The organism is Pseudophaeobacter sp. 1A09344 (genome assembly GCF_041008745.1).
GTDB classification, from domain to species: domain Bacteria; phylum Pseudomonadota; class Alphaproteobacteria; order Rhodobacterales; family Rhodobacteraceae; genus Phycobacter; species Phycobacter gallaeciensis_A.
Map to the genome: position 1 here is coordinate 1 of NZ_JAXGFS010000006.1, position 23,953 is coordinate 23,953.

A 23,953-nucleotide genomic window follows, 5' to 3' on the forward strand; every position below is an offset into this window, starting at 1 on the left:
TTTCCGATCCGTCAGCAGCGTCTCCGCCGCGCCCCGTAGCGCCTCAGCGCCGCCGGTGAAGGGGGTTCTAGTCCTAAGGGCCGGAGGGCGCAAGCAGAAATTTTCGATTCCGGGCGGTTTTTTCAAAAAACCTTCATGCGCCCATGTTTTAAGCGATTTGATGGGCCTGAGGCACGATCAGGTGGTGGCTTTTCTGCGGATTACGGGCAGGCGCAGGGCCAGAAGCGTAAGAATCACGGCCAGATAGGCCAGCGGTTCGATCTGAAACCCTTTGACCAACATCACATAGTGCAGCGCCCCAAGGGCAATGGCCGGATAGGTCAGGCGATGCAGAATGCGCCAGCGCGGACCGAGTCGGCGCACAGAGGCATTGTTCGATGTCACCGCGAGCGGCAAGAGCAGCACAAAGGCCGCCATGCCGATGGTGATATAGGGACGTTTCAGGATATCAGCGAGAATCTGGGATGGGATCTGCACATCCAGCAGCAGCCACACCAAAAGGTGGCACAGCACATATATAAAGGAGAGGACCCCCAGCGCCCGGCGGAACCGCATCAGGTTCAGCCCGGCGTAACGGCGCAAGGGGGTCACCGCCAGCACCGCCACCAGCAACTTCAGCGCCAGTTCGCCATATTCGTGCTCCAGCGCCTTGACCGGCTCAACACCAAGGCCGCCGGTGAGCCCCAGAAAGAACAGCCCCGGCGCCGGCAGGAGGCCCAGCAGATAGACACTCCAAACCGGAACACGGCGCAGCAGCTGGTTCAGGCCATCCATCAGAAGTGTTTGGCCAGATCCATCCCCTCGTAAAGAGATGCGACCTCTTTTTCATAACCATTGAACATCAGTGTCGGCTCCCGGCCTGCAAAAAGACCGCCGCCGATACGCCGTTCGGTGGCCTGGCTCCAGCGGGGGTGATCCACCTTTGGGTTCACGTTGCTGTAGAACCCGTATTCGCGGGCATTGGCCATGTTCCAGCTGGTGGGCGGTTCCTGATCCGTCACGGTGATGCGCACCACCGATTTGATCGACTTGAAACCGTATTTCCATGGCACCACCAGACGCAGGGGGGCGCCGTTCTGGTTCGGCAGCGGTTTGCCGAAGATGCCGGTGGCCATCAGGGTCAGCGGATGCATCGCCTCATCAAGGCGCAGGCCCTCGCGGTAGGGCCAGTCCAGAACCCGATAGGCGGTGCCCGGCATTTCCGAGGGGCGATAGAGCGTTTCGAAGGCCACGTATTTCGCCCCTTCCTGCACACCCGCCATATTCAGAAGATCCGCCAGTTCGAATCCGTTCCAGGGCACCACCATCGACCAGGCCTCGACACAGCGGAAGCGGTAGATGCGTTCCTCGATCGTCATCTCACTGAGGATCTGCTGAAAGTCATAGGCGCCGGGCCGGTCAACCATGCCATCGATCCGGACGCTCCAGGGTTCGGTCGTCATCTGTCCGGCATAGGCTGCGGGATCGCCCTTGCCGGTGCCGAATTCGTAGAAGTTGCAATAGCTGGTCACGTCGTCCCAGCTGTTGGGCTCCAGCGTCTCGGCCTTGGCGCCGCCCGCCAGCGTGCTCAGCCCAAGCCCGGCCATGCCCGCCATGATCTGGCGGCGGTTCCAGAAGGCCGCTTCGGGGGTGATATCAGCCTCGGTCAGGGTATTGGTCCAGCGACGTGCCATTGCGGGCTCCTTTTTCCATGTTCGTTACCAGAGCTAGCGCGGGAGAGGCCACGGACCAAAACATATCCTGTCACGACTCCGCGATAGCACTGTAACCTGGCATGATCTCGTTCATCGGACGGGAGGTGCCATCCCCCTGTACGATGCGCACGTGGCGCCGCCGCAGCTGACGCGGCTCGGCCACCCCCACGGAATGGGCGATGGTTTCGACCTCGTGGATCACCTCGCGGGCAAACCGGGCCACGCGCTTGTCCTTATCCTCGACCACCAGACCCTTTTGCAGGCGCGGATCATGGGTGGTGATACCGGTGGGGCAGGTGTTCTTGTTGCATTTGAGCGCCTGAATGCAGCCAAGGGAGAACATGAAGCCGCGCGCCGAGGTCACGAAATCGGCCCCTGCGGCCAACGCCCAGGCCACATCGCCCGGATTGACCAGCTTACCACTGGCGATCAGGCGGATGCGCTCCTTCATCCCGTATTCATCGCGCAGGTTACAGACCATCGGCAGCGCCTCGCGCACCGACATGCCGACCAGATCGATCAGCGGCATGGGGGCTGCGCCGGTGCCACCTTCGCCACCATCGATGGTGATGAAGTCCGGCGCATCATCCGGGCGCGAGGCAATGTTCATGAACATTTCCCGCATCACCGCTTCGGAGCCCACCACCGTTTTGATCCCGACCGGTTTGCCCGTGACCTCGCGCACATGAGAAATCATGTCGAGAAGATCATCGAACGTTCCGATCTCGGGGTGGCGGTTGGGAGATATACTCGCCTTGCCTTCGGGGATGCCGCGGATCTCGGCAATCTCGGCGTTGACCTTGGCCGCAGGCAGGATGCCGCCCTTACCCGGTTTGGCCCCTTGCGACAGCTTCAGTTCGAACATCCGCACGTTCGGATGTTCGGCCACCTTGCACAGCTTTTCGTCACTCAGGTTGCCGTGTTCATCGCGCACGCCGTATTTCGCGGTGCCGATCTGGAAAACAATGTCGCAGCCGCCCTCAAGGTGAAACGGGCTGAGCCCGCCTTCACCGGTGTTCATCCAGACGCCCGCCTCACGCGCGCCGCGGCTGAGCGCCCGGACAGCGGGGCGTGACAGGGCGCCGTAGCTCATCCCGGAAATGTTGTAAAAGGAGGGCGCCAGATAGGGCACCCGTGCCCCTGCCCCGATCACCATGGGTTCGGAACTGGCGTATTGGTCATCAAGGGGCGGGAAAGGTGCGTTGACGAAGATCGCCGTGCCCGGCACCGAAGTATTGCGGGTTGAACCGAAGGCGACCGTGTTTCCCTTGCCCTCACTGGCGCGGCTCACCCAGTCGCGCTGCGCCCGGTTGAACGGCAGTTCTTCGCGATCCATGGCAAAGAAATACTGACGGAAGAATTCGCCTAGCGTGCTGAACAGATGCCGGAAGCGTCCGATGACAGGGTAGTTGCGCCGGATCGCATCCTCGGTCTGAAGCCTGTCCACAAGAAACAGGACCAGCAACAGCAGCCCGACCGCCCCCAGCGCAAAAACAAATGCAAGCGCCAGGAATTCTATGGCATTCGCCGCAATACCCATGCAAAAACTCCTATGTACCTATATATTCAGTGAGGCGCGCGGCCCAGACACCGCCTGCCCTGCCCCAGACTGAGGGGGAACGCCGGGGCGGGCAAGCGAGCTTTGCTCACAAAAGGGAGATATATCATGAATTTTTTCGCAGCCACCGTTGCCGCCACGGCCACCGCCCTGTCCCTCGGCGCCAGCGCCCAGGCCGAAGGCATGGTCAGCTACAAAACCACGCTGTCCTTTGACGACGTGACCTTTGGCCTGGAAAGCGCCATCACCGACCGCGGTCTGGTGGTCGATCACATCAGCCACGTGGGCGATATGCTGGAACGCACCCGCGCCGATGTCGGCTCTGACGTCGTTCTGTTCGAAAAGGCTGACGTCTATTCCTTCTGCTCGGCGCAACTGTCGCGGCAGGTGATGGAAGTCGACCCGATGAACATCATGTTCTGCCCCTATGACATCTTCGTCGCCCAGATCCCCGGCGAGGAAGAGATCACCATCGGCTTCCGTGCCTTCCCCGAGGGCGAGATGCAGGTGATTCAGGAACTGCTGGACGGCATCGCCCGCGAAGCGATCGAGGAATAAGGCGCCGCCCCTGAACACACACATATATATGTGTGTGCGGTCAGCACAGAGATTGCCCGGGACCGGGATCAACGGTTCCGGGCGGGGTGCTACTGTCGGCGGCCCTCGATAAGTCACTAAATTTCATGCTAAATTAATACCGCGAAAATATCTCTTCTTCATCCCGCCTGCCGGGAAATGCATTGCTGAAGAAGAGGTCCAATGTTTTTCAAATTCAAGTCTGCAGAACGCACACAAGAACAAGACGATTTGCTGGGTACATTGGCAGCCATAGAGAAGACACAAGCAGTCATCGAATTCACACCCGACGGAACGATCCTGCGCGCAAACGAGAATTTTCTTTCTTCCCTCGGCTATTCCGAACAGGAAATCACCGGCAAGGCCCACAGAATGCTTGTCTCTGCAGACTATGCCAGTGGCCCTCAGTTCCGGGAGTTGTGGCAGGCGCTTGGACAGGGGCAGCATTTCACCGACCAGTTCCCCATGCGGTCCAAATCAGGCACCGAAGTCTGGATCCAGGCGACCTTTGCGCCGGTTCTGGACGCGGCCGGACAGGTGCGCAAGATCATCAAGCTGGGCACCGACATCACCTACCGCCGCAAGGCGATCCAGGATATTTCGCACGGGCTGGTCGCACTGCGCGACGGCGCGCTGGATCACCGCATTCCAGTCTCTGACATTCCTGACCTTGGCGCCGTGGCCGGAAATTTCAACGCGGCGGTCACGCAGCTGGAAACGGTCATCTCGGCGGTCAAATCCGTGTCGGAAACTGTAGAACACGCAGCGACTGGCATCAGCCAGTCTTCGGCAGAACTGTCACAGCGCACTGAAACCCAGGCGGCAACCCTGGAACAGACCGCAGCCGCCATTGAAGAGCTGACCACAACCGTCAAATCCGCTGCGCAGGGCGCGCAGGATGTGGAGCGAATCGTGACAGAGGCGCAGAACACCGCCGAGGGCAGCAGCACCGTCGTGCAGGAAGCCATTGATGCGATGGATCAGATCCGCGCCTCCTCGGAAAAGATCTCAACCATTCTGACCGTCATCGACGACATTTCCTTCCAGACCAGCCTGCTGGCGCTCAACGCCGGGGTCGAAGCCGCCCGGGCAGGCGAAGCAGGCCGTGGCTTTGCCGTGGTTGCCTCCGAGGTGCGGGCGCTGGCGAAACGGTCGACCGATGCCGCCGGAGAGATCAAGCTGCTGATCACCGAAAGCTCGGGCCATGTGGTCACGGGCGTCGATCTGGTCGGCCGCGCCGGCGGGGAGCTGAAATCGATCATCCAAAGCGTCAGCACGATTTCCGGCCACGTCAGCGACATCGCACGGGGAACGCAGGAGCAATCCGCGACCCTGTCCGAAATCAACATGGGCATGGGACAGCTGGACGAAGTCACCCAAAGCAATGCCGCAATGGTCGAAGACGCCTCCGGCGCCAGCCAGATCATGGCCAACAACGCTAAAAACCTGTCACAACAAGTGGCTCAGTTCCGAACCGGCAACGGCGCCGGGACTGAGGGCCGCGCGAACGTGGTGCGCTTCAATGCCGCCCAGCGCGCACAGGCCCCGGTCGCAACACCTTCGGCGGCTACAGTCAACGCGACAGCGCGGTCAGCCACACCGGGGAATGTGGAGACCTGGGAAGACTTCTGAACATCCCCTGCCCCAATTATAGAAAAGGCCCGCCATCTCTGGCGGGCCTTCTGCGTTTCATCCGCAAGGATCGAGCGGGTGCTTAGTGCACCACGGCATCGTCCGGCTTGGGCCGGTCGGTGGTTCCGATCCGGTCGCCGATGATCAGACCATCCGCCCCGGCAGAAACCGGTACGGTGTCCCCGTCACGAATATCGCCAGCCAGCAGCAATTCGGCCAGCGGGTTCTGCAAGGCACGCTGGATCACGCGCTTCAGCGGGCGGGCACCGAACACCGGATCATAGCCTTCGTCGGCCAGCCAGGTCTGCGCACCTTCATCCAGTTGCAGGGTGATCTTGCGATCGGCCAGACGCTTCTCAAGCCGCTTGAGCTGGATCTTGACGATGCCGTCCATATCGGCGCGGGCCAGACGGTCAAAGATGATCGTCTCGTCCAGACGGTTCAGGAATTCGGGGCGGAAATGCGCCCGCACCGCATCCATAACGTCGCGCTTGGCATCCGATGCATCGGCGCCTTCGGGCAACTGGCTCAGCGCCTGCGCGCCAAGGTTCGACGTCAGGATGATCAGCGTCTGCTTGAAGTCCACGGTGCGGCCCTGACCATCGGTCAGCATACCGTCATCCAGAACCTGCAAGAGCACGTTGAACACATCCGGATGCGCCTTTTCGACCTCGTCGAACAGAACCACCTGATAAGGACGCCGCCGCACGGCCTCGGTCAGCACGCCGCCTTCCTCATATCCGACATAACCCGGAGGAGCACCGATCAGACGCGCCACCGCGTGTTTCTCCATGAACTCGGACATGTCGATGCGCACCATCGCGTTGTCGTCATCAAAAAGGAACTCAGCCACGGCCTTGGTTAGTTCGGTCTTACCGACACCGGTCGGCCCGAGGAACAGGAAGCTGCCAAGCGGACGGTTCTCATCGTTGAGCCCCGCACGTGCCCGGCGCACCGCATTGGCCACCGCCGTCACGGCAGAGTTCTGACCAATCACGCGAGCATGCAGGTCGTCTTCCATCCGCAGCAGTTTCTCGCGCTCACCTTCCAGCATCTTGGAGGTCGGGATCCCGGTCCAGCGCTCGACAACACCGGCGATCTGCTCGGGGCGGACGGCCTCTTCGACCATCAGACCCTGCTGTTCCTTCTCCTCAGCCTCAGCCAGCTGTTTTTCCAGCCCCGGGATGACGCCATAGGACAGCTCACCCGCGCGGGCGAGGTTGCCTTCGCGTTTGGCGATGTCTAGTTCGGCGCGCGCCTTGTCGAGCTGCTCTTTCAGATCACGGGCCCCGGCCAGCTTGTCACGTTCGGCCTGCCACTGGGCGGTCATCTCTGCAGATTGCTCCTGCAGGTCCGACAGCTCTTTCTGCAGCGTCTCCAAACGATCACGCGAGGCGGCATCGTCTTCCAGCTTCAGCGCCTCTTCCTCGATCTGCATCTGCAGGATCTGGCGGTCGAGCGCGTCCAGCTCTTCGGGCTTGCTGTCCACCTGCATGCGCAGACGGCTGGCAGCTTCGTCCATCAGGTCGATGGCCTTGTCCGGCAGGAAGCGGTCGGTGATATAGCGGTTCGACAGGGTCGCCGCCGCCACCAGGGCCGCATCGGCGATGCGCACACCGTGGTGCAACTCGTACTTTTCCTTGATACCGCGCAGGATCGAAATGGTGTCCTCAACCGTCGGCTCGGACACCATCACAGGTTGGAACCGGCGGGCAAGGGCAGCGTCCTTTTCGACATACTTGCGGTATTCATCCAGCGTGGTGGCGCCGATGCAGTGCAGCTCACCCCGTGCAAGCGCAGGCTTGATCAGGTTGGCCGCATCCATGGCACCATCGGATTTGCCCGCCCCCACAAGAGTGTGCATCTCGTCGATGAACAGGATGATCTCACCGGCGGCTTCGGTCACTTCGGTCAGGACCGCCTTTAGGCGTTCTTCGAACTCACCGCGGTACTTCGCACCGGCGATCAGCGCCCCCATGTCCAGCGCCAGAAGCTGCTTGTCGCGCAGGCTCTCAGGCACATCGCCATTGACGATGCGCAGCGCCATGCCCTCGGCGATGGCGGTCTTACCAACGCCCGGCTCACCGATCAGCACTGGGTTGTTCTTGGTGCGGCGGCTCAGCACCTGCATGGCGCGGCGGATTTCCTCGTCCCGGCCAATGATCGGGTCGATCTTGCCCTCGCGGGCGGCTTCGGTCAGGTCGCGGGCGTATTTCTTCAGCGCGTCATAGCCTTCTTCGGCCGTGGCGCTGTCGGCGGTGCGGCCCTTGCGAATGTCATTGATCGCCTCGTTCAGCTTCTGGGCAGAAACATTGCCTGCCTCCAGCGCGTCCTTGGCCTTGGATTTCACCATGCAAAGCGCCATCAGTACACGCTCGACCGGGACAAAACTGTCGCCTGCCTTGTCGGCAATCTTGGCGGCTTCATCCAGCACCTTGGCGGTCTGCTGATCCAGATACATCTGGCTGCCGTCGCCGCTGACCTTGGGCAACTTGGCAACAGCCGCATCCGCAGATCCGGCAACCTGGGTGGCATCGCCGCCCGCGCGGGTGATCAGGTTGGCAGCAAGCCCCTGATCGTCATCCATCAAAGCTTTCAAAAGGTGCTCGGGCACCATGCGCTGGTGCTCTTCACGCAGTGCAATTGTCTGCGCCGCCTGCACGAAACCGCGTGCACGCTCAGTGAACTTGGTCAAGTCCATCTCTCTCTCCTTTTACAAGCGCCCGATCAATATGGCAGCGCCCGCTTTGCGGCACGCCCCGGTTCGGGCCTCACACTCCAATTTGGGAGGTCTCGCCCCCTCTTCAAGAGCATATTGACCGCAAAGAGATGCAAAATCTCTGACCTCAATCAAATTCTCATGGGCAGGCGCTGCGCCAAATGCCTTGTTTTTTAGGCTTTCCCAACCGCCCCGTGCGGATTAGGAAAGCGCAATTCCGCATCCCCTGTCACGTTTTCACAAAACCGGAGACCCGCCATGTCTGCCACTGCCCCGATTGCCGACGACCGCCTGATCGTTGCCATGGACGTTCCCAACGCAATCGAAGGATTGAAACTGGCCGAGCGGCTGGGCGATGCGGTGTCCTTTTACAAGATCGGTCTTGGCATGCTGACCGGCGGCGGGCTGGCGCTGGCGAATGAGATGAAGCAGGAGCTGGGCAAGCGGATCTTCCTCGATATGAAACTGTTCGACATCGGCGCCACGGTGGAAAACGCCGTGCGCGGGCTGGCGCAGTTCGATCTGGATTTCCTGACAGTGCATGGCGATCCCTATGTGGTGCGCGCGGCCAAGGAAGGCGCGGCAGGCAAGGACATGAAGATCCTCGCCGTCACCATCCTGACCTCGTTGGATCGCGATGACCTTGATGGGGCGCTGATCAAACCCGGAGAGATCCGCGATCTGGTGCAGGAGCGTGCAGGAAATGCCTTTGCCGCCGGAGCCGACGGGGTGATCGCCAGCCCGCAGGAAGCCGCCCTGATCCGCGCCCTGCCCGAGGCAGCGGGCAAACTGATCGTCACCCCCGGCGTGCGCCCGGCCGGTGCGGATCTGGGAGACCAGAAACGCGTTGCCACCCCGGCCAGCGCCATTGCCGATGGCGCCGATCACATCGTTGTCGGTCGCCCGATCTGGAAGGCAGCAGACCCGCGCAAGGCCGCCGAAGACATTCTGTCCGAGCTGCGCAGTCTGTAATTCAGCGAGCCGCATTGCGGCTGAACGCAGTCCCAATAACCGTATCAGGGGTGGCGGTCAGTGCGTCCGTCTTGGCCGCCGCGCCCATCCGGCAAACCTTACCACTGCGGTTTGCCCAATTTTCAGGCAGAATTTGCACGACATGGTCGGCAAAACATTTCCCGCCGAAATTTCCTGAAAACTGCCCTGACCCAACGTCAACCTCATAATATTTAACTAGAATACCAAAACTGGACTCCCCAGAGCCGCCACACAGCTGTGCCCGGAAAAGCACAGGCTGTGGCAGAGCGTCCATTTCGGGGAAGCGCAAAATTTGCGTCAGGGAGTCGGATCGGCGATTCTGGTCCCAACACTCCCCAGACGAACTCTTCTTCCTGAGGTTCGTCACCTGCCCCCGCCGTTTCGCGCGGGGGATTTTTCTTGAACAACCTCCACAGCGCCCGCCGCTAGGCTCTGGCCTCGCTCAGATAGCCCGAGAGTTGTTCGGCGAAATGCGGCACGGCAAGGGGATGTTCGCAATACTCCCGCGGATCCATCAGAGCCCACCGCTGCCCTTCCGAACCCAATCGGATGTCCGACACCAATCCCGCAGGCTGATGGGAGACAAAGAACCAGACATATCCGCGCGGCCGACTGTAGCGGCGCGACCAGACCAGATCAGACGGGGCCAGTTGCAGCCCGATCTCTTCCTCGGTTTCTCTCAGCGCGCAAACCTCGGGGCTTTCCTCTTGCTCCCGTCCGCCGCCGGGCAGATCCCAATGACCGGGATAGGGAATGTCGGGCTTGTCATCGCGCAGGATGACCACGATTTTCTGGCCCAGAAACAAGGCCAGTTTTGCACCTGAAAATGTCATGACATGAACATGGCCCCGCGATGGCCTAAAGACAATATTGCCGGGCCGGAGTAAACTCATCCTGCACCGTTTCAACGAAGCCCCCTACCCGCCTGCCATGCCCGCCTCATCCACATCTTCGCAGTCTTCCGCCCTGTGCCGAGACTGCCTGCGCCAGATCGCACCGCCGCAGCGGCGCCCACTGCGTTGCCCGGCCTGCGGCAGTCCGCGCGTCAAGGTGCATGACGAACTGTTTTCGCTGACCATCGCCCATATGGATTGCGATGCCTTCTATGCCAGCGTGGAGAAACGCGATGATCCGGCGCTGGCCGACAAGCCGGTGATCATCGGCGGCGGGCGGCGCGGCGTGGTCTCCACCGCCTGTTATGTGGCGCGTATCCGCGGCGTCAAATCCGCGATGCCGATGTTTCAGGCGCTGAAGCTTTGCCCCGACGCGGTGGTGATCAAACCCCGGATGCAGGTCTACGCCGAGGTGAGCCGCGTCGTACGCGAAATGATGAACGAGTTGACGCCGGATGTGGAACCGCTGTCACTGGACGAAGCCTTCATGGATCTGTCCGGCACCGAAAAACTGCACGGGGCACCGCCCGCCGTGATGCTGGCGCGGTTGGTCAAACGCATGAAGGATGAGTTGGGAATCACCGGCTCGATCGGCCTCAGCCACAACAAATTCCTGGCCAAGGTTGCCTCAGATCTGGACAAGCCGCGTGGATTTTCGGTGATCGGTAAATCCGAGACCGCCGATTTCCTGCACAACAAACCAGTGCGGATGATCTGGGGCATTGGTCCTGCGGCACAGGCGTCGCTGGACAAGGCGGGGATTCGCACTTTTGCTGATCTTCTGCGCTGGGACCGGCAAGATCTGCACGCCCGCTTCGGCTCGATGGGGGACCGGCTGTGGCATCTGGCCCGGGGCGAGGACCGGCGCCGCGTTTCTGGCAATGCGCCAGTGAAATCGATATCCAAGGAAACAACGTTTTTTGAGGATACAGCCAATACCGAAGTTCTGGACGGCCATCTGTGGCGGCTGGCGACTCAGGTCTCGGACCGAGCCAAGGCCAAGGAAAAGGCCGGGCGCGTGGTGACGCTGAAACTGAAACGGGCCAATCATTCGGCCCTGACCCGCCGCATCGCCCTGCGCAGCCCCACCCAGATGGCCGATACGATCTATCGCACAGCACGCGCCCTGTTGGACCAGGTGGGCGATCAGGGGCCTTATCGCCTGCTTGGCTGCGGCATTTCCGATCTGGTGCCCGCCGATCAGGCCGATGTGACCGGCGACCTTCTGGACCCGCAGGCCAGCCAGCGTGCCGGAGCCGAACGGGCCAGCGATGCCATCCGCAAACGGTTTGGAGATGGCGCCATCCTGAAAGGGCGCGCCTTGCGTTAGGATCGCTCCTGCCCAGACCCGCAGCGGGCTCTTACTCGGCGGCAAGCGGAGGCTGTTCCTGCACCGAATCTGTCATCGCCGCGATGACACCACGCAAAGCGTCTTGAAGGATGGCGAAATTGCCATTGGGCCGGATCGTGGCCTCATCCATATAAAGAGAGCGGTCGATTTCCACCTGGATCGCGTGCTGATTGCGCGACGGGCGACCGTAGGCCTGCGTAATATAGGCGCCGGCAAAGGGCGCGTTGCGGGCCACCCGCAAACCGACACTGGTAAAGGCGGCTTCGACACGATCAACGATCTCACCCGCCGCCGCAGCCCCAAACCGATCCCCCAGCACCACGTCCGGCATCTGCCCCGACCGGGTGGGCATGGTTTCCAGCGCTTCGTGCGGCATCGAGTGACAATCGATCAGAATCGCATGGCCAAACCCGATATGGGCCTGATCCAGCAATCCCTGCAGCGCCCGGTGATAGGGGCGCCAGTAGCTGTCGATGCGCCTGCGGGCCTCGGTCAGGGGCAGTTTACCCCGGTAGATCGCCTGCCCGCCCGCAACGACCCGGGGAATCACCCCCAGTCCCGAGGCCACGCGGGGATTCTGGCCGCGCCGCATCACCCCTTCGATCAGCGCCGGGTCCAACTCCTCCGGAGAGCGGTTCAAATCCAGATAGGCGCGCGGCTTTACCGCTCTTAGCAGCGGCGCGCCATATTCCGGCGCTGCAGCAAAAAGCCTGTCGACAAAGGCATCTTCGGAACTGCGGATCCGATGCGGGTCGAGAATCGATTGCTCAAGGAACTGCGGCGGGTAATCGGCGCCACTATGAGGCGATGCAAAAACGATTGCAGACCGCAAATTTTGCGGCGACATGACAGAAAATGCTGCGTCGGACATCCCGGCTCCGGCCCCTTAGATCTAAAAACAGCATAGACTGGAAATTTCTGGGGTCAAAAGCTCTTGCACCCCTCCGCGACTCTTATTATAGACCCCTTCACCGGCGCGGCATCCCGCGCCCCGTTTGTTTCTGGGGCAGGATGTTGCAAGGGTTTCATGGGCGATTAGCTCAGCGGTAGAGCACTTCGTTGACATCGAAGGGGTCACAAGTTCGAACCTTGTATCGCCCACCATGAATTCATTGTTTTGGCCCACGGGTCGGAACACCCGCTAACCCAGGCGCTGGTTCGCGCCGCAGAACAGGAGAAGGACCATGAAGGTCAAGAACTCGCTCCGCTCGCTCAAGAACCGGCACCGTGACTGCCGCGTTGTGCGTCGCAAGGGCCGCGTCTACGTGATCAACAAGACCCAGCGCCGCTTCAAAGCGCGTCAGGGCTAAGATCCACCAGACCGGATCTGGGACTGCACGACAGTCACAGCGTATTTTGAAAACCGCATCTTCGGATGCGGTTTTTTGCGTTTTAGGGGCACCCATACCGAAACGAGCCGATACGACCTTGCCCACTGACCCGCAGCCAGCCCGTGAATTTTCTCCAAGTAAAATTGTCAGTTTTTGTTTTCATCCGCTTCGGAATCCTATAATCGACTAAATCAGTCGGAAAGACATACCGAAGCTTGATGGGAGTAACCATGTTGAAAGCGACCACGATACTGGCAGGCGCTCTGGCCGCCACCATTGCAACCTCTGCCGCCGCCGAGGGAGAGGTAAACCTCTATTCCTCGCGCCATTACGACACCGATGAACGCCTTTATTCGGACTTCGAAGAGGCAACCGGCATCCGCATCAACCGGATCGAAGGCAAGGCGGATGAGCTGATTGCCCGCATGCAGGCCGAGGGCGAGAATTCCCCTGCCGATATCCTGCTGACCGTCGACACCTCGCGTCTGGCCCGCGCCAAGGATGCAGGCGTGCTGCAATCCATCGACAGCGACGTGCTGGAGGCGCGCGTGCCCGGTTACCTGCAGGACGCAGACAACCAGTGGTTCGGCTTTTCCCAGCGCGCCCGGATCATCTTCTACGACAAGGCTGACGTGGCCAACCCGCCGCAAACCTACCTTGATCTGGCCGATCCGGCGTACAAGGGGTTGGTCTGCATCCGCTCCTCGACCAACACCTACAACCAGACCCTGCTGGCCTCGATCATCACCCACCAGGGCAGCGATGTTGCCAAATCCTGGGCCGAAGGCGTGGTTGCCAACATGGCGCGTGATCCGCAGGGCGGTGACACCGACCAGCTGCGCGGCATCGTCTCGGGTGAATGCGAGATCTCCGTGGCGAACAGCTATTACTTTGCCCGCTCGATCCGCAAAGACGTCAAAGGCCTCTCCGATTCGCGTGACATGATCGGCTGGATCTTCCCGGCGCAAAACGAACAGGGCGCGCATATGAACCTGTCCGGTGGCGGCGTTGCTGCACATGCCCCGAACCGCGATAACGCGATCAAGTTCCTCGAGTATCTCGCCTCGGATCAGGCGCAGCAGTATTTCTCGGCAGGCAATGACGAATACCCGGCCGTGCCGGGCGTGGGCCTCGCCCCCAGCATCGCTGCCCTTGGCCATTTCAAACCCGACGACATCAACCTGTCCGACGTGGCCAAGAACATCCCCGAAGCACAGAAGATCTTTGATGCGGTAGGCTGGAAATAATCCACCTCAGGATGATTCGAATTTTAAAAAAGGCGCGAGGCCCCCTCGCGCCTTTTTGTCCTTTTTGAGAGTCGCAGATGGTCAGAATGTCTCAACTCAAGACCCGGATTTTCAGAATCGGCCATTGCCCGCTCCCAAAATGATCCTTTAGCGCCTTTACGCCTGCAATCCGGCAACTTTGTTGCTGAATTTCTGGACCTGCACCCTACTGCCGCCTATAGATTTGCGGAATTTTCAAGTGAGGGGTTAAAGGCACATGCAGGGTTTCCGGGATATCGCACGACAAGGAACCATGCTGTGAAAAGGGTGCCTGTCACGATTATCAGCGGTTACCTCGGCGCAGGTAAAACCAGCCTCATCAATCGCATCCTCGCCGAGTCGCACGGGCTGGACCTGGCCGTCATCGTTAACGATTTCGGCGCCATCAACATCGACGCCGATCTGATCCGCGATACGGAAAACGGCACCATCGCCCTGACCAATGGTTGCATCTGCTGCACCATGGGAACGGATCTGGCGCTGACGCTGCGGCAAATCCTGGATCGGCCGGAACAGCCCGGCCATCTGGTGATCGAGGCCAGCGGCATCTCCGATCCAGTCGCCATCGCAAATACCGTCATGGGCGAAAGCGGCTTTAGCTATGCCGGCATTGTCACCGTGGTGGATGGGTTCAATGCCGATACCCTTCTGCAGGATGAAGAGATTGCCCCCCAGGTGCTGCAGCAAATCCGCGCCGCTGACCTGGTTCTGGTCTCCAAATGCGAAGATATTGATGCGGATCTGGCTGACCAATTGAAGGCCGAGGGGGCGCGCACCCCGACGGTTCTGGATGGTGCGCCAGTTTCTGATCTGCTGTTTGACGTCGTGCCCCTGCCCAAAGGCCGCTCCGTGGCCGCGCATCCCGCCTATGCCACCTGGCAACATCAAAGCCGCGACGTTCTGGATCGCCGCGCATTGGGCGACAAACTGGCCAGCCGCCCCGACGGTCTTTACCGCATGAAAGGCTACGTGCTGACCACCGGCGGTGCCTATGAGCTGCATATCGTCGGCCGCCATGTCGAAGCCCGTCACTGCGATGCCGACGAAACCCTTCTGGTCGGGCTTGGGCCTGCCGGGCGGATTTCCCCTGAACAAATCGAGGCCTGGTGGACGGGCCAGCCTGACGCTCAGAGCCAGACAGGTGGGCACGCCTAACTGCGGCGCCCAACCTGTCGGCAGATCAGGATCACAGGCAGTAACCCCACCGCCATGATGACCAGAGACGGCACCGCAGCGCCCTCCAGCCGCTCGTCCGAGGCCAGCCGGTAGGCCTGCACCGCCAGCGTATCGTAATTGAATGGCCGCATGATCAGCGTTGCGGGCAGTTCCTTCATCACATCCACGAAAACAATCAGCAGCGCGGTCAGCAGGCTCGGCGTCAGGATCGGCAGATGCACCCGGCGCAGCATGCCCAGCGGACTTTGACCCAGCGACCGGGCGGCCGCATCCATATTGGCGTGAACAGTGGACTGGCCGCTCTCATAGGCACCAAGAGCCGCCGCGAGGAACCGCACCATATAGGCGGCCACCAGGAGCCAGATGGATCCGGTGATCAGCAAGCCGGTGCGGATATCAAAGGTCGCCCGCATCCAGGCATCGAGAGCGTTGTCAAAGGCCGCGAAAGGTACCATCAGCCCCACCGCGATCACCCCGCCCGGCACCGCATAGCCCAGCCGTGACATATAGGCCGCGAGGGCAGAACTGCGCCCCGGGCGCAGTCGCTGGTAGAAGCCAAGGATGACCGCCGCCAGCACGGTGATCACCGCAGCAGTCGAGGCCAGAATCAGAGAGTTCTGGATGAAACCGATATAGCGGCGGCTGAACAGGTCCTGTTCGGATTGCAGCCCCATATTGCACAGGATCACCACCGGCAGCACAAAGCCCAAAACCACAGGAATCGCGCAGAGCACCCAAGCCGCAGCGGCGCGTAAACCGGTGAGGTCAGCAGGCGGCATTTCAGCGTGGTGCTTGCCCGCCTGATGATAGCGCGCCTTGCCGCGGGTGGAGCGTTCCACTACCGCCAGCATCAACGCAAAGCTAAGAAGACACAGCGCCAGCTGCGCCGCCCCGGCCCGATCCGCCAGCGAAAACCAGCTGGTGTAGATCCCGGTGGCAAAGGTCTGCACCCCGAAATAGGACACGGTACCGAAATCGGCGATGGTCTCCATCACCGCCAGCAACACACCCGAGGCAATCGCCGGCCGCGCCATCGGCAGGCTGACACGCCAGAAGGCCTCCCAGGCGCTTTTTCCCAGCGCCCGCGCCGCCAGGAAGGCGCCCGCGCTTTGCTGCAGGAAGGCCGCCCGCGCCAAGAGGTAGACATAGGGATAAAGGACGAAGATCAGCATCACCGCCGCCCCACCCGGAGAGCGGATCTCCGGGAACCAGTAATCGCGCGGCCCCCAGCCCGTCACCTGTCGCAGGGTGGTCTGCACGATGCCGGGGTGATCCAGAACAAAGGTATAGGCATAGGCCAGCACATAAGCCGGGAAGGCCAGCGGCAGGACCAACGCGACCTCGAACAGGCGCACGCCAGGAAAACGGGTCATGGTGACAAGCCAGGCCGCCCCGACACCCAGCAACAGGGTTCCAAGTGAGACCAGAACCACCAGCACCACCGTCGTGATCAGGTAGCGTGGCAGCACCGTCCCGGCCAGATGCGCGATGGTATCCGTGCCGCCGACCATCCCCGCCAGCGCCACGGCCAGCATCGGCAGGACGCAAGCCAGCGCCACGACCCAGCCCAGCACGGCAAAGACGCGTGTCCCGGCCTTGCGCCCAAGGCGGCTTCCCTTTGGGGCGTAGTCTGGAGTGTGGCTGGCTTCAGTCATCGGTCGCTCATCGCTTTGGTGAATCCCACTGCGGGTCGGAACACCCCTCTATTTCGATCATTTTTGTCGGAAACTCCAGCAGGAAACTGGCAAGCACCCTGCCCTGCGGCGAATACGCCCGGCCCCGGTTTCGGATAGAAAAAAGCCGGGCGTCCTTACGGGGCCCGGCTCTTCATCTCTGTGTAAGGCTGCGGATCAGTCGTAGCTGCGCTGATCCTCGATCACCAGCCCGTCCTTGGGCAGGGCACCGGGGGCAACCACTTCGATCTTGCCTTTCAGCTTCAGCACTTCGATCACCGATTTGCCAAACCCGACCTCATCGCCGCCGGTGGCTTCGATCTGAACAGTCATCGCGTCCATTTCGCCGTCACGGGTGGCAATGACGCGCGCCTTGACGATCTCGTCATGCTTGTCGACCAGCGCTGCCACCTGTTCAGGGCGCACGAACATGCCCTTGATCTTGGTGGTCTGATCCGCGCGGCCCATCCAGCCCTTGATCCGCATGTTGGTGCGGCCGCAAGGCGACATCCCGGGCAGAACCGCAGACAGATCGCCGGTGGCAAAACGGATCAGCGGATAATCGGGGTTGAGCGTCGTCACCACGACCTCGCCCACCTCGCCCGGCGCAACAGGGGTGCCCGTGCCGGGTGTCACAATCTCAACGATGACACGCTCATCGACGATCATGCCTTCCATCGCGGCGCTCTCGTAGGCGATGTTGCCGAGATCAGCCGTTGCGTAGCTTTGCAGGCAGGTGATGCCCCGGTCGGCGTATTCCTGACGCAGCGACGGGAACAGCGCGCCGCCCCCGACCGCCGCCTTGGTATAGCCCAGCTTCACGCCCATGGCATCGGCCTTGTCCAGGATCACCTTGAGGAAATCCGGAGTGCCCGCATAGGCGGTCGCGCCCACGTCGCGGGCGGCGGTCACCTGCAATTCGGTCTGGCCGGTGCCTGCGGGCAGAACCGCGGCGCCAACGGCGCGGGCGCCGCTTTCAAAGATCATGCCAGCCGGAGTCAGGTGGTAGCCGAAACAGTTTTGCACCACATCGCCAGCGCCGATGCCTGCCGCGTGCAGGAAGCGGCCCATGCGCCACCAGTCATGTTCGCTGCCGCCCGGTTCATAAATCGGACCCGGCGACTGGAAGATATGCGCGAACCCATGCGCCGGTTTCACCGTGAAGCCACCAAAGGGGGCATTCTCGGCCTGGGCGCGGCTCAGTTCGGATTTGCGTAGCACCGGAAGCGCGGCCAGATCCGCAGCCGAGGTGATCGCCGCAGGATCCACATCGGCCAGCGCCGATCCATATCCCGGCGCGGTTTTGGCGCGGGCGATCTGCTCCGGCAGCGCCTTGGCGATATCCGCGGCACGTTCATCCGCCGAGCGGGTTTCAAGAATGTCAAAAAAACTCATGTCCTCATCACCCCGCATCAGCTCAGCCACCGTTTGCGGCGGCGGTAGGACCGCACATCGCGGAAGCTCTTGCGCCCTTCGTCCGACATGCCGAGATAGAATTCCTTCACGTCCGGGTTTTCGCGCAGTTCGGCGGCAGGTCCATCCATCACCACGCGGCCGGATTCCAGGATGTAGCCATAATGCGCAAAGCGCAGCGCCACGTTGGTATTCTGTTCCGCGAGCAGGAAGGTCACGCCTTCGTTTTCGTTGATCGATTTCACGATGCCGAAAATCTGCTCCACCAGCTGCGGCGCCAGACCCATCGAAGGTTCGTCCAGCAGGATGGTTTCCGGGCGGCTCATCAGGGCGCGGCCCATGGCCACCATCTGCTGCTCACCCCCGGAGGTATAGCCAGCCTGGGATTTGCGGCGTTCCTTCAGGCGCGGGAAATAGCTGTAGACCATCTCCAGATCGCGCTGGATATCGCCCTTGCCATCGGCGCGGGTATAGGCGCCGGTCATCAGGTTTTCCTCAACGGTGAGGTGTTCGAAACAATGGCGGCCTTCCATCACCTGGATGACGCCCTTGCGGACCACTTCGGCGGGATCCTGATCGTGCATCACCTCGCCGCGGTATTTGATCGACCCTTTGGTCACTTCACCGCGCTCGGAATGCAGCAGGTTCGAAACCGCCTTCAGTGTCGTTGTCTTGCCGGCGCCATTGCCGCCCAGCAGCGCGGTGATACCGCCTTTTGGAACCTTCAGGCTGACGCCTTTCAGCACGAGGATCACGTGGTTGTAGATCACCTCGATATTGTTGACCTCAAGCAGGGTTTCGGCCTGCACATCGGTGGTGTTTGCTGCGTCGAGCATCAAAGTTTGTCCTCATGCGGTCACGGCCTGTTGCGGCCTGGTCCGGGGCGAGCCGTATTCATTCGCAGGCGCCCGGATCGGTGTCTCTTCGGAGGTGGTGTGGCGGCTGGCCGCCACACCGGTTTTGAGTCCGGTCCCGCCCCAAAAGGCGGGATCACGAGCACTATCAGTTGCAGCGCGGTTCGATGTTGTTTTCCGCCGCATAGGAAGCGGAATCAGCTTCGATCAGCGGCTGGATTACAGCGGTATCGGTCTTCTGGAAGTCCGAGATCAGGCTCCAGGTCTTGGTCTCTGCGTTCCACTGGGTCATGCCGACGAGGCCGGGGCCACCGTGGTTTTCACAGGAAACGTTGAAAGACGGACCGAAGTAGGGCATTCCAAGCGCCGACATACGGGCTTCGGGCATTTCCAGGGCTTCCATGCCATCGCGCATCATCGCCGGGGTGATGTCCTTGGTGCCGTGCATTTCCTGGGCGGTCTTGGCCGCTTCGACAGCCAGCATCGCCGCGTACATGCCACGGTTATAAAGCACGTTACCGATCTGATCGCCTGCACCGGCAGCCAGGCCCTTGTCGACAACATATTTCTGCATGTCATCAAACACCGGGAAGTCGCGGCCAACGTTGTGGAAGGTCACAGCCTTGTAGCCATTGGCCTTTGCACCGGCGGACAGGACGTCATGCTCGGCACCGGACCACCAAACGCCGATGAAGTTTTCCATCGGATAGCGGACGTTTGCGGCTTCCTGAATGGCAACCTGGTTCATCACGCCCCAGCCCCACATCACGACATAGTCGGGACGGTCACGGCGGATCTGCAGCCACTGGGACTTCTGCTCCTGACCGGGGTGGTCAACAGGCAGGGTCGACAGTTCGAAACCATGCTTCTTGGACAGCTCTTCCAGGGTGCGGATCGGTTCCTTGCCGTAGGCGGAGTTGTGGTACAGCAGGGCGATCTTCTTGCCTTTGATGTCGCCACCGTTTTCGTCCAGCAGGTAGGTGATGATACCCGAGGCGCCATCCCAATAGTTTGCCGGGTAGTTGAACACGTTGCCAAAGACCTTGCCGTTGGCAGCCGAGGTCCGGCCATAGCCCATGGTGTGGAGCGGGATGCCGTCAGCAGCGGTTTTGGGGATCAGCTGGTAGGTGATACCGGTGGACAGCGGCTGATACACCAGCGCGCCTTCGCCCTTGGTGGATTCGTAGCATTCCACACCTTTTTCGGTGTTATAGCCGGTCTCGCATTCGATCACCTTCGCCTTGACGCCGCCGATGCCGCCGTCACGCTCGTTCACCAGGGTGAAATAGTCGGCATAGCCATCCGCGAAGGGGATGCCACCTGCGGCGTAGGGGCCGGTGCGGTAGCTCAGCGACGGGAATACGAGATCCGCCATGGCTGGCCCTGCGGCCATCAGCGCGCCCAGCGCCAGAGTGGTCAGTTTAAGTTTCATCGGGTTCATTCCTCCCATTGGTCTCATCCGATTTTTTGATGCGGGGCCCGTGAGTTGGCTCTTGCTGTTGTCCCCGCGATGGTCTGCCGTCCCCGCGTCAGTGCGGGAAGGGCCAGAGTCTCAGTTTTTCTTTGGCAACGCGCCACAGCTGCGCCAGCCCGTGCGGTTCTGCGATCAGGAAGAACACGATCAGCCCTCCCACGATCACCAGCTGGAAGTGCGCCACGATATCAGTCGGCCAGCCCATCACGTCGACGCCCAGAACCTTCAGTACCACCGGCAGCAGCACCAGGAAGGCCGCGCCCGCGAAGGAGCCGAAGATCGAGCCCAGACCGCCGATGATCACCATGAACAGCACCAGGAAAGACTTGTTGATGCCAAAGGCCTCGCCGACCTCAACCGCGCCAAGGTAGACCGAGAAGAACAGCGCCCCGGAGATACCGATCAGGAAGCCGGAGACGGCAAAGGCTGTCAGTTTCGCCTTCAGCGGGTTCACCCCGATGATCTCGGCAGCAATGTCCATGTCGCGGATCGCCATCCAGGTCCGGCCCGTTGTGCCGCGCGTCAGGTTGCGGGCGACGATGGCGCAGAACGTCAGGAAGATCAGGCAGAAGAAATAGGTCGCCCAGGCCGGTGCGTTGGGACCGGTGATCACGATGCCAAAGACATCCCGCTCTGGCGCGTTGATCTGGCCCGAGGCGGAGTAGTTGTAGAACCACGGCACACGGTTAAACAGCCAGACCAGGAAGAACTGCGCCGCCAGCGTGGCCACCGCCAGGTAAAAGCCCTTGATGCGCAAGGACGGCAGGCCAAAGGCCACACAGACCAGCGCGGTCACCCCCCCCGCCAAAAGAACATGCACGAACATGCTGACTTCGGGGAAGGCGGTCATGAACTTGTAGACCGCATAGGCACCCACAGCCATGAAACCGCCGGTCCCGAGGCTGACCTGACCGCAATATCCGACCAGAATGTTAAGGCCGATGGCCGCGATCGAATAGATCAGGAACGGCAGCAGGATGGCATTCGCCCAGTAGTCGTTGATGACAAAGGGGATGACCAGAAAGGCCACGGCCAGCACCGCGTAGTAACGATAGCGATCGAACTTGATCGGAAACGTCTGGCTGTCATCCTGGTAAGAGACCTTAAAGTCCCCGGCTTCACGGTAGAACATGCTTCAGATGCTCCCTTTTTCCTGCGCGCGGTTGCGGGCCGCTGCGTCCAGTTGATTTGTCTTCTTCGCGTATCCGCTGGCCTCGGCCAGGCGGGCCAGTCGCAGATAGGCGAGGATCCCTGTGAAAAGACCGACAGCAGCCAGAAGAGCGGAGATGACGACCTGGGTGTCGGAAAAATCTCCGGAGGTCAGCGCCAGATAGCCAAAGGCCCAAAATCCAGACCAGGCGATCACATTGACGATGGCAATGAGCTTTCTCATGCGTCTTTCCTCCCTCTTATGTTGCGTTCAGTCTCTTGCGGCGCGGCCCCATCCCTCCCCGAATGGAACCGGCCTTGATGTCATTGGGCTGCGTCAGACCCTTTCGATGATCTTCTCCCCAAAGAGGCCTTGCGGACGGAACACCAGGAACAGCAGCGCCAGTACGTATGCGAACCAGTTTTCAGTCGCGCCGCCGACCATCGGGCCGATAGCAAATTCAAACAGTTTCTCACCCACACCGATGATCAGGCCGCCAACAATGGCGCCCGGGATCGAGGTGAAACCGCCCAGCATCAGAACCGGCAGCGCCTTCAGCGCGATCAGCGACAGCGAGAACTGCACGCCCGACTTGGTGCCCCACATGATACCTGCGACCAGCGCCACGAACCCGGCAACCGACCAGACCAGAACCCAGATGAAGTTAAGCGAGATACCCACAGACAGCGCCGCCTGGTGATCATCCGCCACGGCGCGCATGGCGCGGCCCTGCTTGGTGTATTGGGCAAAGATCACAAGACCGGTCACCAGCAGCGCCGCCACCACGGTCGCCACGATATCAAGGTTGTCGATGAAGAAGCCGTAGCCAAAGATGTTGTAGGTGGTCTCATCAATCCACAGGTTGATGCCCTGCGGGATGCCCACATCCAGCGTCTTGATCTCGGAGCCCCACATCAGGTCAGCCACGCCTTCCAGGAAGTAAGCCAGACCAATGGTGGCCATGAACAGGATGATCGGCTCCTGCCCGACCAGATGCTTCATCACCAGAACCTGCACCAGCCAGGCCAGCAGAACCATGACCGCCACGGTCAGGATCACCGCCAGGAAGGACGGAATCGTCCACCCGAAATGGGTGATATGGCCGCCGAAGACCGCGTTGATCAGATGCGCAAAGGGCACCTGACCATTCATGATACCCACCAGGGTCATCGCCGCGAACAGCGCCATGACGCCCTGGGCGTAGTTAAAGATGCCGGATGCCTTGTAGATCAGGACAAATCCGAGCGCGACAAGCGCATAGAGCACGCCGGCCATCAGGCCGTTGAGCGTGACTTCCATCGCAAAAATCAGTTGTTCAGGCATGTTTCGCCTCCCTCAAGCCGGTCTGATGGTCAGTCATGCGCAACGCCAAGATAGGCGTCGATCACATCCTGGTTGTTGCGGACTTCGTCCGGCGTGCCATCGCCGATCTTCTTGCCGTAATCCATCACGACCACCCGGTCGGACAGATCCATCACCACGCCCATGTCGTGTTCGATCAGAGCGATCGTGGTGCCGAATTCATCATTCACATCAAGGATAAAGCGGGACATGTCCTCTTTTTCCTCGACGTTCATGCCAGCCATCGGTTCATCCAGCAGCAGCAGGCTCGGCTCGGCCGCAAGGGCGCGGGCCAGTTCCACCCGTTTCTTCAGACCATAGGGCAGACGCGCCACCGGGGTCTTGCGGATGTGCTGGATTTCCAAAAAGTCGATGACCTTCTCCACCGCTTCGCGGTTCTCGGTCTCTTCCTTCTCGGCCTTGCCCTTCCACAGCGCCTGGCTCAGCAGGCCGGTCTTCATGTAGTTGAGCCGTCCGGTCATCACGTTGTCCAGAACACTCATCCCTTCGAAAAGCGCGATGTTCTGGAATGTCCGGGCGATACCCTGACGCGCCACCTCGTAGGGGCGCATCTGCGGACGCGGCTTGCCCTGATAGAGAACCTGACCTTCCTGCGGGACGTAGAACCCCGAGATCACGTTCAGCATCGAGGACTTGCCCGCTCCGTTGGGGCCGATGATCGCGCGGATCTCACCCTGACGGATGTCGAACGAGATGTCCTTGATCGCCACCACACCGCCGAACCGCAGGGTGATGTTCTTCATTTCCATCACCACGCCGCCAATCTTGCGGCCGTCTTCGGTGACGTATCCTTCTTCCATGTCTTTCACGTGCCCAGC

Annotated in this window: 21 protein-coding genes and 1 tRNA gene; 8 read left to right on the top strand and 14 right to left on the bottom strand. The window is 61.0% G+C overall.

The annotated features are described in order from the left end of the window. Positions 1 to 177 precede the first annotated feature (177 nt). From msrQ to SM765_RS11610, 3 genes are all read right to left on the bottom strand, one after another. The gene (msrQ, locus tag SM765_RS11600; protein ID WP_274838158.1) at positions 178 to 774 is read right to left on the bottom strand and encodes a protein-methionine-sulfoxide reductase heme-binding subunit MsrQ; all 597 of its coding nucleotides are present in this window, start codon (positions 772 to 774) and stop codon (positions 178 to 180) included. Then, entirely contained in the window at positions 774 to 1,673 is a 900-nt protein-coding gene (gene msrP, locus SM765_RS11605) for a protein-methionine-sulfoxide reductase catalytic subunit MsrP (protein WP_065271770.1), read from the bottom strand. Before msrP ends, msrQ begins: the two co-directional genes overlap by 1 nt. Positions 1,674 to 1,743: 70 nt before the next feature. Further along, positions 1,744 to 3,234 carry an FMN-binding glutamate synthase family protein gene (locus SM765_RS11610; RefSeq protein ID WP_274833027.1) on the bottom strand — a complete coding sequence of 497 codons (1,491 nt, stop codon included), beginning with the start codon at positions 3,232 to 3,234 and terminating at the stop codon, positions 1,744 to 1,746. 126 nt (positions 3,235 to 3,360) lie between these two features. On the opposite strand from SM765_RS11610, the gene SM765_RS11615 reads away from it, so the two are divergent. Both SM765_RS11615 and SM765_RS11620 read left to right on the top strand, forming a co-directional pair. Next, positions 3,361 to 3,810: a DUF302 domain-containing protein gene (locus tag SM765_RS11615; RefSeq protein WP_274838157.1), complete on the top strand. Its 450-nt coding sequence runs from the start codon at positions 3,361 to 3,363 to the stop codon at positions 3,808 to 3,810. A 201-nt stretch (positions 3,811 to 4,011) separates the two neighbouring features. After that, positions 4,012 to 5,460: a methyl-accepting chemotaxis protein gene (locus SM765_RS11620; RefSeq protein WP_274839015.1), complete on the top strand. Its 1,449-nt coding sequence runs from the start codon at positions 4,012 to 4,014 to the stop codon at positions 5,458 to 5,460. Positions 5,461 to 5,542: 82 nt separating this feature from the next. On the opposite strand, the gene clpB is transcribed toward SM765_RS11620, so the two are convergent. Beyond that, entirely contained in the window at positions 5,543 to 8,161 is a 2,619-nt protein-coding gene (gene clpB, locus SM765_RS11625) for an ATP-dependent chaperone ClpB (RefSeq protein WP_065271774.1), read from the bottom strand. 276 nt (positions 8,162 to 8,437) lie between these two features. Here clpB and pyrF point away from each other — a divergent pair, with 276 nt between their 5' ends. Continuing rightward, complete coding sequence (gene pyrF / locus SM765_RS11630; protein WP_274838155.1) at positions 8,438 to 9,151, top strand: orotidine-5'-phosphate decarboxylase; 714 nt, start codon at positions 8,438 to 8,440, stop codon at positions 9,149 to 9,151. Positions 9,152 to 9,597: 446 nt separating this feature from the next. Here pyrF and SM765_RS11635 read toward each other — a convergent pair whose 3' ends face one another. Beyond that, on the bottom strand, positions 9,598 to 10,005 hold the full coding sequence (locus SM765_RS11635) for an NUDIX hydrolase (RefSeq protein WP_065271776.1): 408 nt from the start codon (positions 10,003 to 10,005) through the stop codon (positions 9,598 to 9,600). 97 nt (positions 10,006 to 10,102) lie between these two features. Here SM765_RS11635 and SM765_RS11640 point away from each other — a divergent pair, with 97 nt between their 5' ends. Then, a complete protein-coding gene (locus SM765_RS11640; RefSeq protein WP_368981543.1) occupies positions 10,103 to 11,395 on the top strand; it encodes a DNA polymerase IV in 1,293 nt (430 codons plus the stop codon). A gap of 31 nt (positions 11,396 to 11,426) precedes the next feature. Here SM765_RS11640 and SM765_RS11645 read toward each other — a convergent pair whose 3' ends face one another. Further along, positions 11,427 to 12,287, bottom strand: coding sequence for an N-formylglutamate amidohydrolase (locus SM765_RS11645; protein ID WP_274838152.1), 861 nt, complete (start codon positions 12,285 to 12,287; stop codon positions 11,427 to 11,429). Positions 12,288 to 12,445: 158 nt separating this feature from the next. Between SM765_RS11645 and SM765_RS11650 the strand changes: the two genes are divergently transcribed. The 4 genes from SM765_RS11650 (at position 12,446) to SM765_RS11665 (ending at position 15,188) form a co-directional block, all read left to right on the top strand. Further along, a tRNA-Val gene (locus SM765_RS11650) sits at positions 12,446 to 12,520 on the top strand. Positions 12,521 to 12,600: 80 nt separating this feature from the next. Continuing rightward, complete coding sequence (gene ykgO, locus SM765_RS11655; RefSeq protein WP_008562923.1) at positions 12,601 to 12,726, top strand: type B 50S ribosomal protein L36; 126 nt, start codon at positions 12,601 to 12,603, stop codon at positions 12,724 to 12,726. A gap of 251 nt (positions 12,727 to 12,977) precedes the next feature. Beyond that, on the top strand, positions 12,978 to 13,994 hold the full coding sequence (locus SM765_RS11660) for a Fe(3+) ABC transporter substrate-binding protein (protein WP_065271778.1): 1,017 nt from the start codon (positions 12,978 to 12,980) through the stop codon (positions 13,992 to 13,994). 297 nt (positions 13,995 to 14,291) lie between these two features. Further along, positions 14,292 to 15,188 (top strand): CobW family GTP-binding protein, encoded by an 897-nt coding sequence (locus SM765_RS11665; protein ID WP_368981534.1) that lies wholly within the window; start codon positions 14,292 to 14,294, stop codon positions 15,186 to 15,188. Here SM765_RS11665 and SM765_RS11670 read toward each other — a convergent pair. From SM765_RS11670 to SM765_RS11705, 8 genes are all read right to left on the bottom strand, one after another. Next, a complete protein-coding gene (locus SM765_RS11670) occupies positions 15,185 to 16,864 on the bottom strand; it encodes an ABC transporter permease (protein ID WP_274835305.1) in 1,680 nt (559 codons plus the stop codon). The genes SM765_RS11665 and SM765_RS11670 overlap by 4 nt on opposite strands. A gap of 195 nt (positions 16,865 to 17,059) precedes the next feature. Continuing rightward, positions 17,060 to 18,277, bottom strand: a complete 1,218-nt coding sequence (locus SM765_RS11675) for a phenylacetate--CoA ligase family protein (protein WP_274835304.1) — start codon at positions 18,275 to 18,277, stop codon at positions 17,060 to 17,062. A gap of 17 nt (positions 18,278 to 18,294) precedes the next feature. After that, positions 18,295 to 19,131 (bottom strand): ABC transporter ATP-binding protein, encoded by an 837-nt coding sequence (locus SM765_RS11680; protein WP_065271781.1) that lies wholly within the window; start codon positions 19,129 to 19,131, stop codon positions 18,295 to 18,297. A 166-nt stretch (positions 19,132 to 19,297) separates the two neighbouring features. After that, positions 19,298 to 20,581 carry an ABC transporter substrate-binding protein gene (locus tag SM765_RS11685; RefSeq protein WP_065273619.1) on the bottom strand — a complete coding sequence of 428 codons (1,284 nt, stop codon included), beginning with the start codon at positions 20,579 to 20,581 and terminating at the stop codon, positions 19,298 to 19,300. 97 nt (positions 20,582 to 20,678) lie between these two features. Then, a complete protein-coding gene (locus SM765_RS11690; RefSeq protein WP_065271782.1) occupies positions 20,679 to 21,755 on the bottom strand; it encodes a branched-chain amino acid ABC transporter permease in 1,077 nt (358 codons plus the stop codon). A 3-nt stretch (positions 21,756 to 21,758) separates the two neighbouring features. Then, on the bottom strand, positions 21,759 to 22,016 hold the full coding sequence (locus SM765_RS11695) for a hypothetical protein (RefSeq protein ID WP_065271783.1): 258 nt from the start codon (positions 22,014 to 22,016) through the stop codon (positions 21,759 to 21,761). Between the two features lie 93 nt (positions 22,017 to 22,109). Next, positions 22,110 to 23,096 (bottom strand): branched-chain amino acid ABC transporter permease, encoded by a 987-nt coding sequence (locus SM765_RS11700; protein ID WP_065271784.1) that lies wholly within the window; start codon positions 23,094 to 23,096, stop codon positions 22,110 to 22,112. Positions 23,097 to 23,125: 29 nt separating this feature from the next. Further along, complete coding sequence (locus SM765_RS11705) at positions 23,126 to 23,935, bottom strand: ABC transporter ATP-binding protein (RefSeq protein WP_116560346.1); 810 nt, start codon at positions 23,933 to 23,935, stop codon at positions 23,126 to 23,128. Between the last annotated feature and the right edge of the window lie 18 nt (positions 23,936 to 23,953).

What these genes read in the sequence shown, in the direction of transcription:
- SM765_RS11700 (WP_065271784.1), bottom strand. Translation starts at nt 23,096, where the DNA reads ATGCCTGAACAACTGATTTTTGCGATGGAAGTCACGCTCAACGGCCTG.
- clpB (WP_065271774.1), bottom strand. Translation starts at nt 8,161, where the DNA reads ATGGACTTGACCAAGTTCACTGAGCGTGCACGCGGTTTCGTGCAGGCG.
- SM765_RS11690 (WP_065271782.1), bottom strand. Translation starts at nt 21,755, where the DNA reads ATGTTCTACCGTGAAGCCGGGGACTTTAAGGTCTCTTACCAGGATGAC.
- SM765_RS11640 (WP_368981543.1), top strand. Translation starts at nt 10,103, where the DNA reads ATGCCCGCCTCATCCACATCTTCGCAGTCTTCCGCCCTGTGCCGAGAC.
- SM765_RS11680 (WP_065271781.1), bottom strand. Translation starts at nt 19,131, where the DNA reads ATGCTCGACGCAGCAAACACCACCGATGTGCAGGCCGAAACCCTGCTT.
- pyrF (WP_274838155.1), top strand. Translation starts at nt 8,438, where the DNA reads ATGTCTGCCACTGCCCCGATTGCCGACGACCGCCTGATCGTTGCCATG.
- msrQ (WP_274838158.1), bottom strand. Translation starts at nt 774, where the DNA reads ATGGATGGCCTGAACCAGCTGCTGCGCCGTGTTCCGGTTTGGAGTGTC.
- SM765_RS11610 (WP_274833027.1), bottom strand. Translation starts at nt 3,234, where the DNA reads ATGGGTATTGCGGCGAATGCCATAGAATTCCTGGCGCTTGCATTTGTT.
- SM765_RS11660 (WP_065271778.1), top strand. Translation starts at nt 12,978, where the DNA reads ATGTTGAAAGCGACCACGATACTGGCAGGCGCTCTGGCCGCCACCATT.
- msrP (WP_065271770.1), bottom strand. Translation starts at nt 1,673, where the DNA reads ATGGCACGTCGCTGGACCAATACCCTGACCGAGGCTGATATCACCCCC.
- ykgO (WP_008562923.1), top strand. Translation starts at nt 12,601, where the DNA reads ATGAAGGTCAAGAACTCGCTCCGCTCGCTCAAGAACCGGCACCGTGAC.
- SM765_RS11675 (WP_274835304.1), bottom strand. Translation starts at nt 18,277, where the DNA reads ATGAGTTTTTTTGACATTCTTGAAACCCGCTCGGCGGATGAACGTGCC.
- SM765_RS11695 (WP_065271783.1), bottom strand. Translation starts at nt 22,016, where the DNA reads ATGAGAAAGCTCATTGCCATCGTCAATGTGATCGCCTGGTCTGGATTT.
- SM765_RS11645 (WP_274838152.1), bottom strand. Translation starts at nt 12,287, where the DNA reads ATGTCCGACGCAGCATTTTCTGTCATGTCGCCGCAAAATTTGCGGTCT.
- SM765_RS11635 (WP_065271776.1), bottom strand. Translation starts at nt 10,005, where the DNA reads ATGACATTTTCAGGTGCAAAACTGGCCTTGTTTCTGGGCCAGAAAATC.
- SM765_RS11705 (WP_116560346.1), bottom strand. Translation starts at nt 23,935, where the DNA reads ATGGAAGAAGGATACGTCACCGAAGACGGCCGCAAGATTGGCGGCGTG.
- SM765_RS11685 (WP_065273619.1), bottom strand. Translation starts at nt 20,581, where the DNA reads ATGAAACTTAAACTGACCACTCTGGCGCTGGGCGCGCTGATGGCCGCA.
- SM765_RS11615 (WP_274838157.1), top strand. Translation starts at nt 3,361, where the DNA reads ATGAATTTTTTCGCAGCCACCGTTGCCGCCACGGCCACCGCCCTGTCC.
- SM765_RS11620 (WP_274839015.1), top strand. Translation starts at nt 4,012, where the DNA reads ATGTTTTTCAAATTCAAGTCTGCAGAACGCACACAAGAACAAGACGAT.
- SM765_RS11670 (WP_274835305.1), bottom strand. Translation starts at nt 16,864, where the DNA reads ATGACTGAAGCCAGCCACACTCCAGACTACGCCCCAAAGGGAAGCCGC.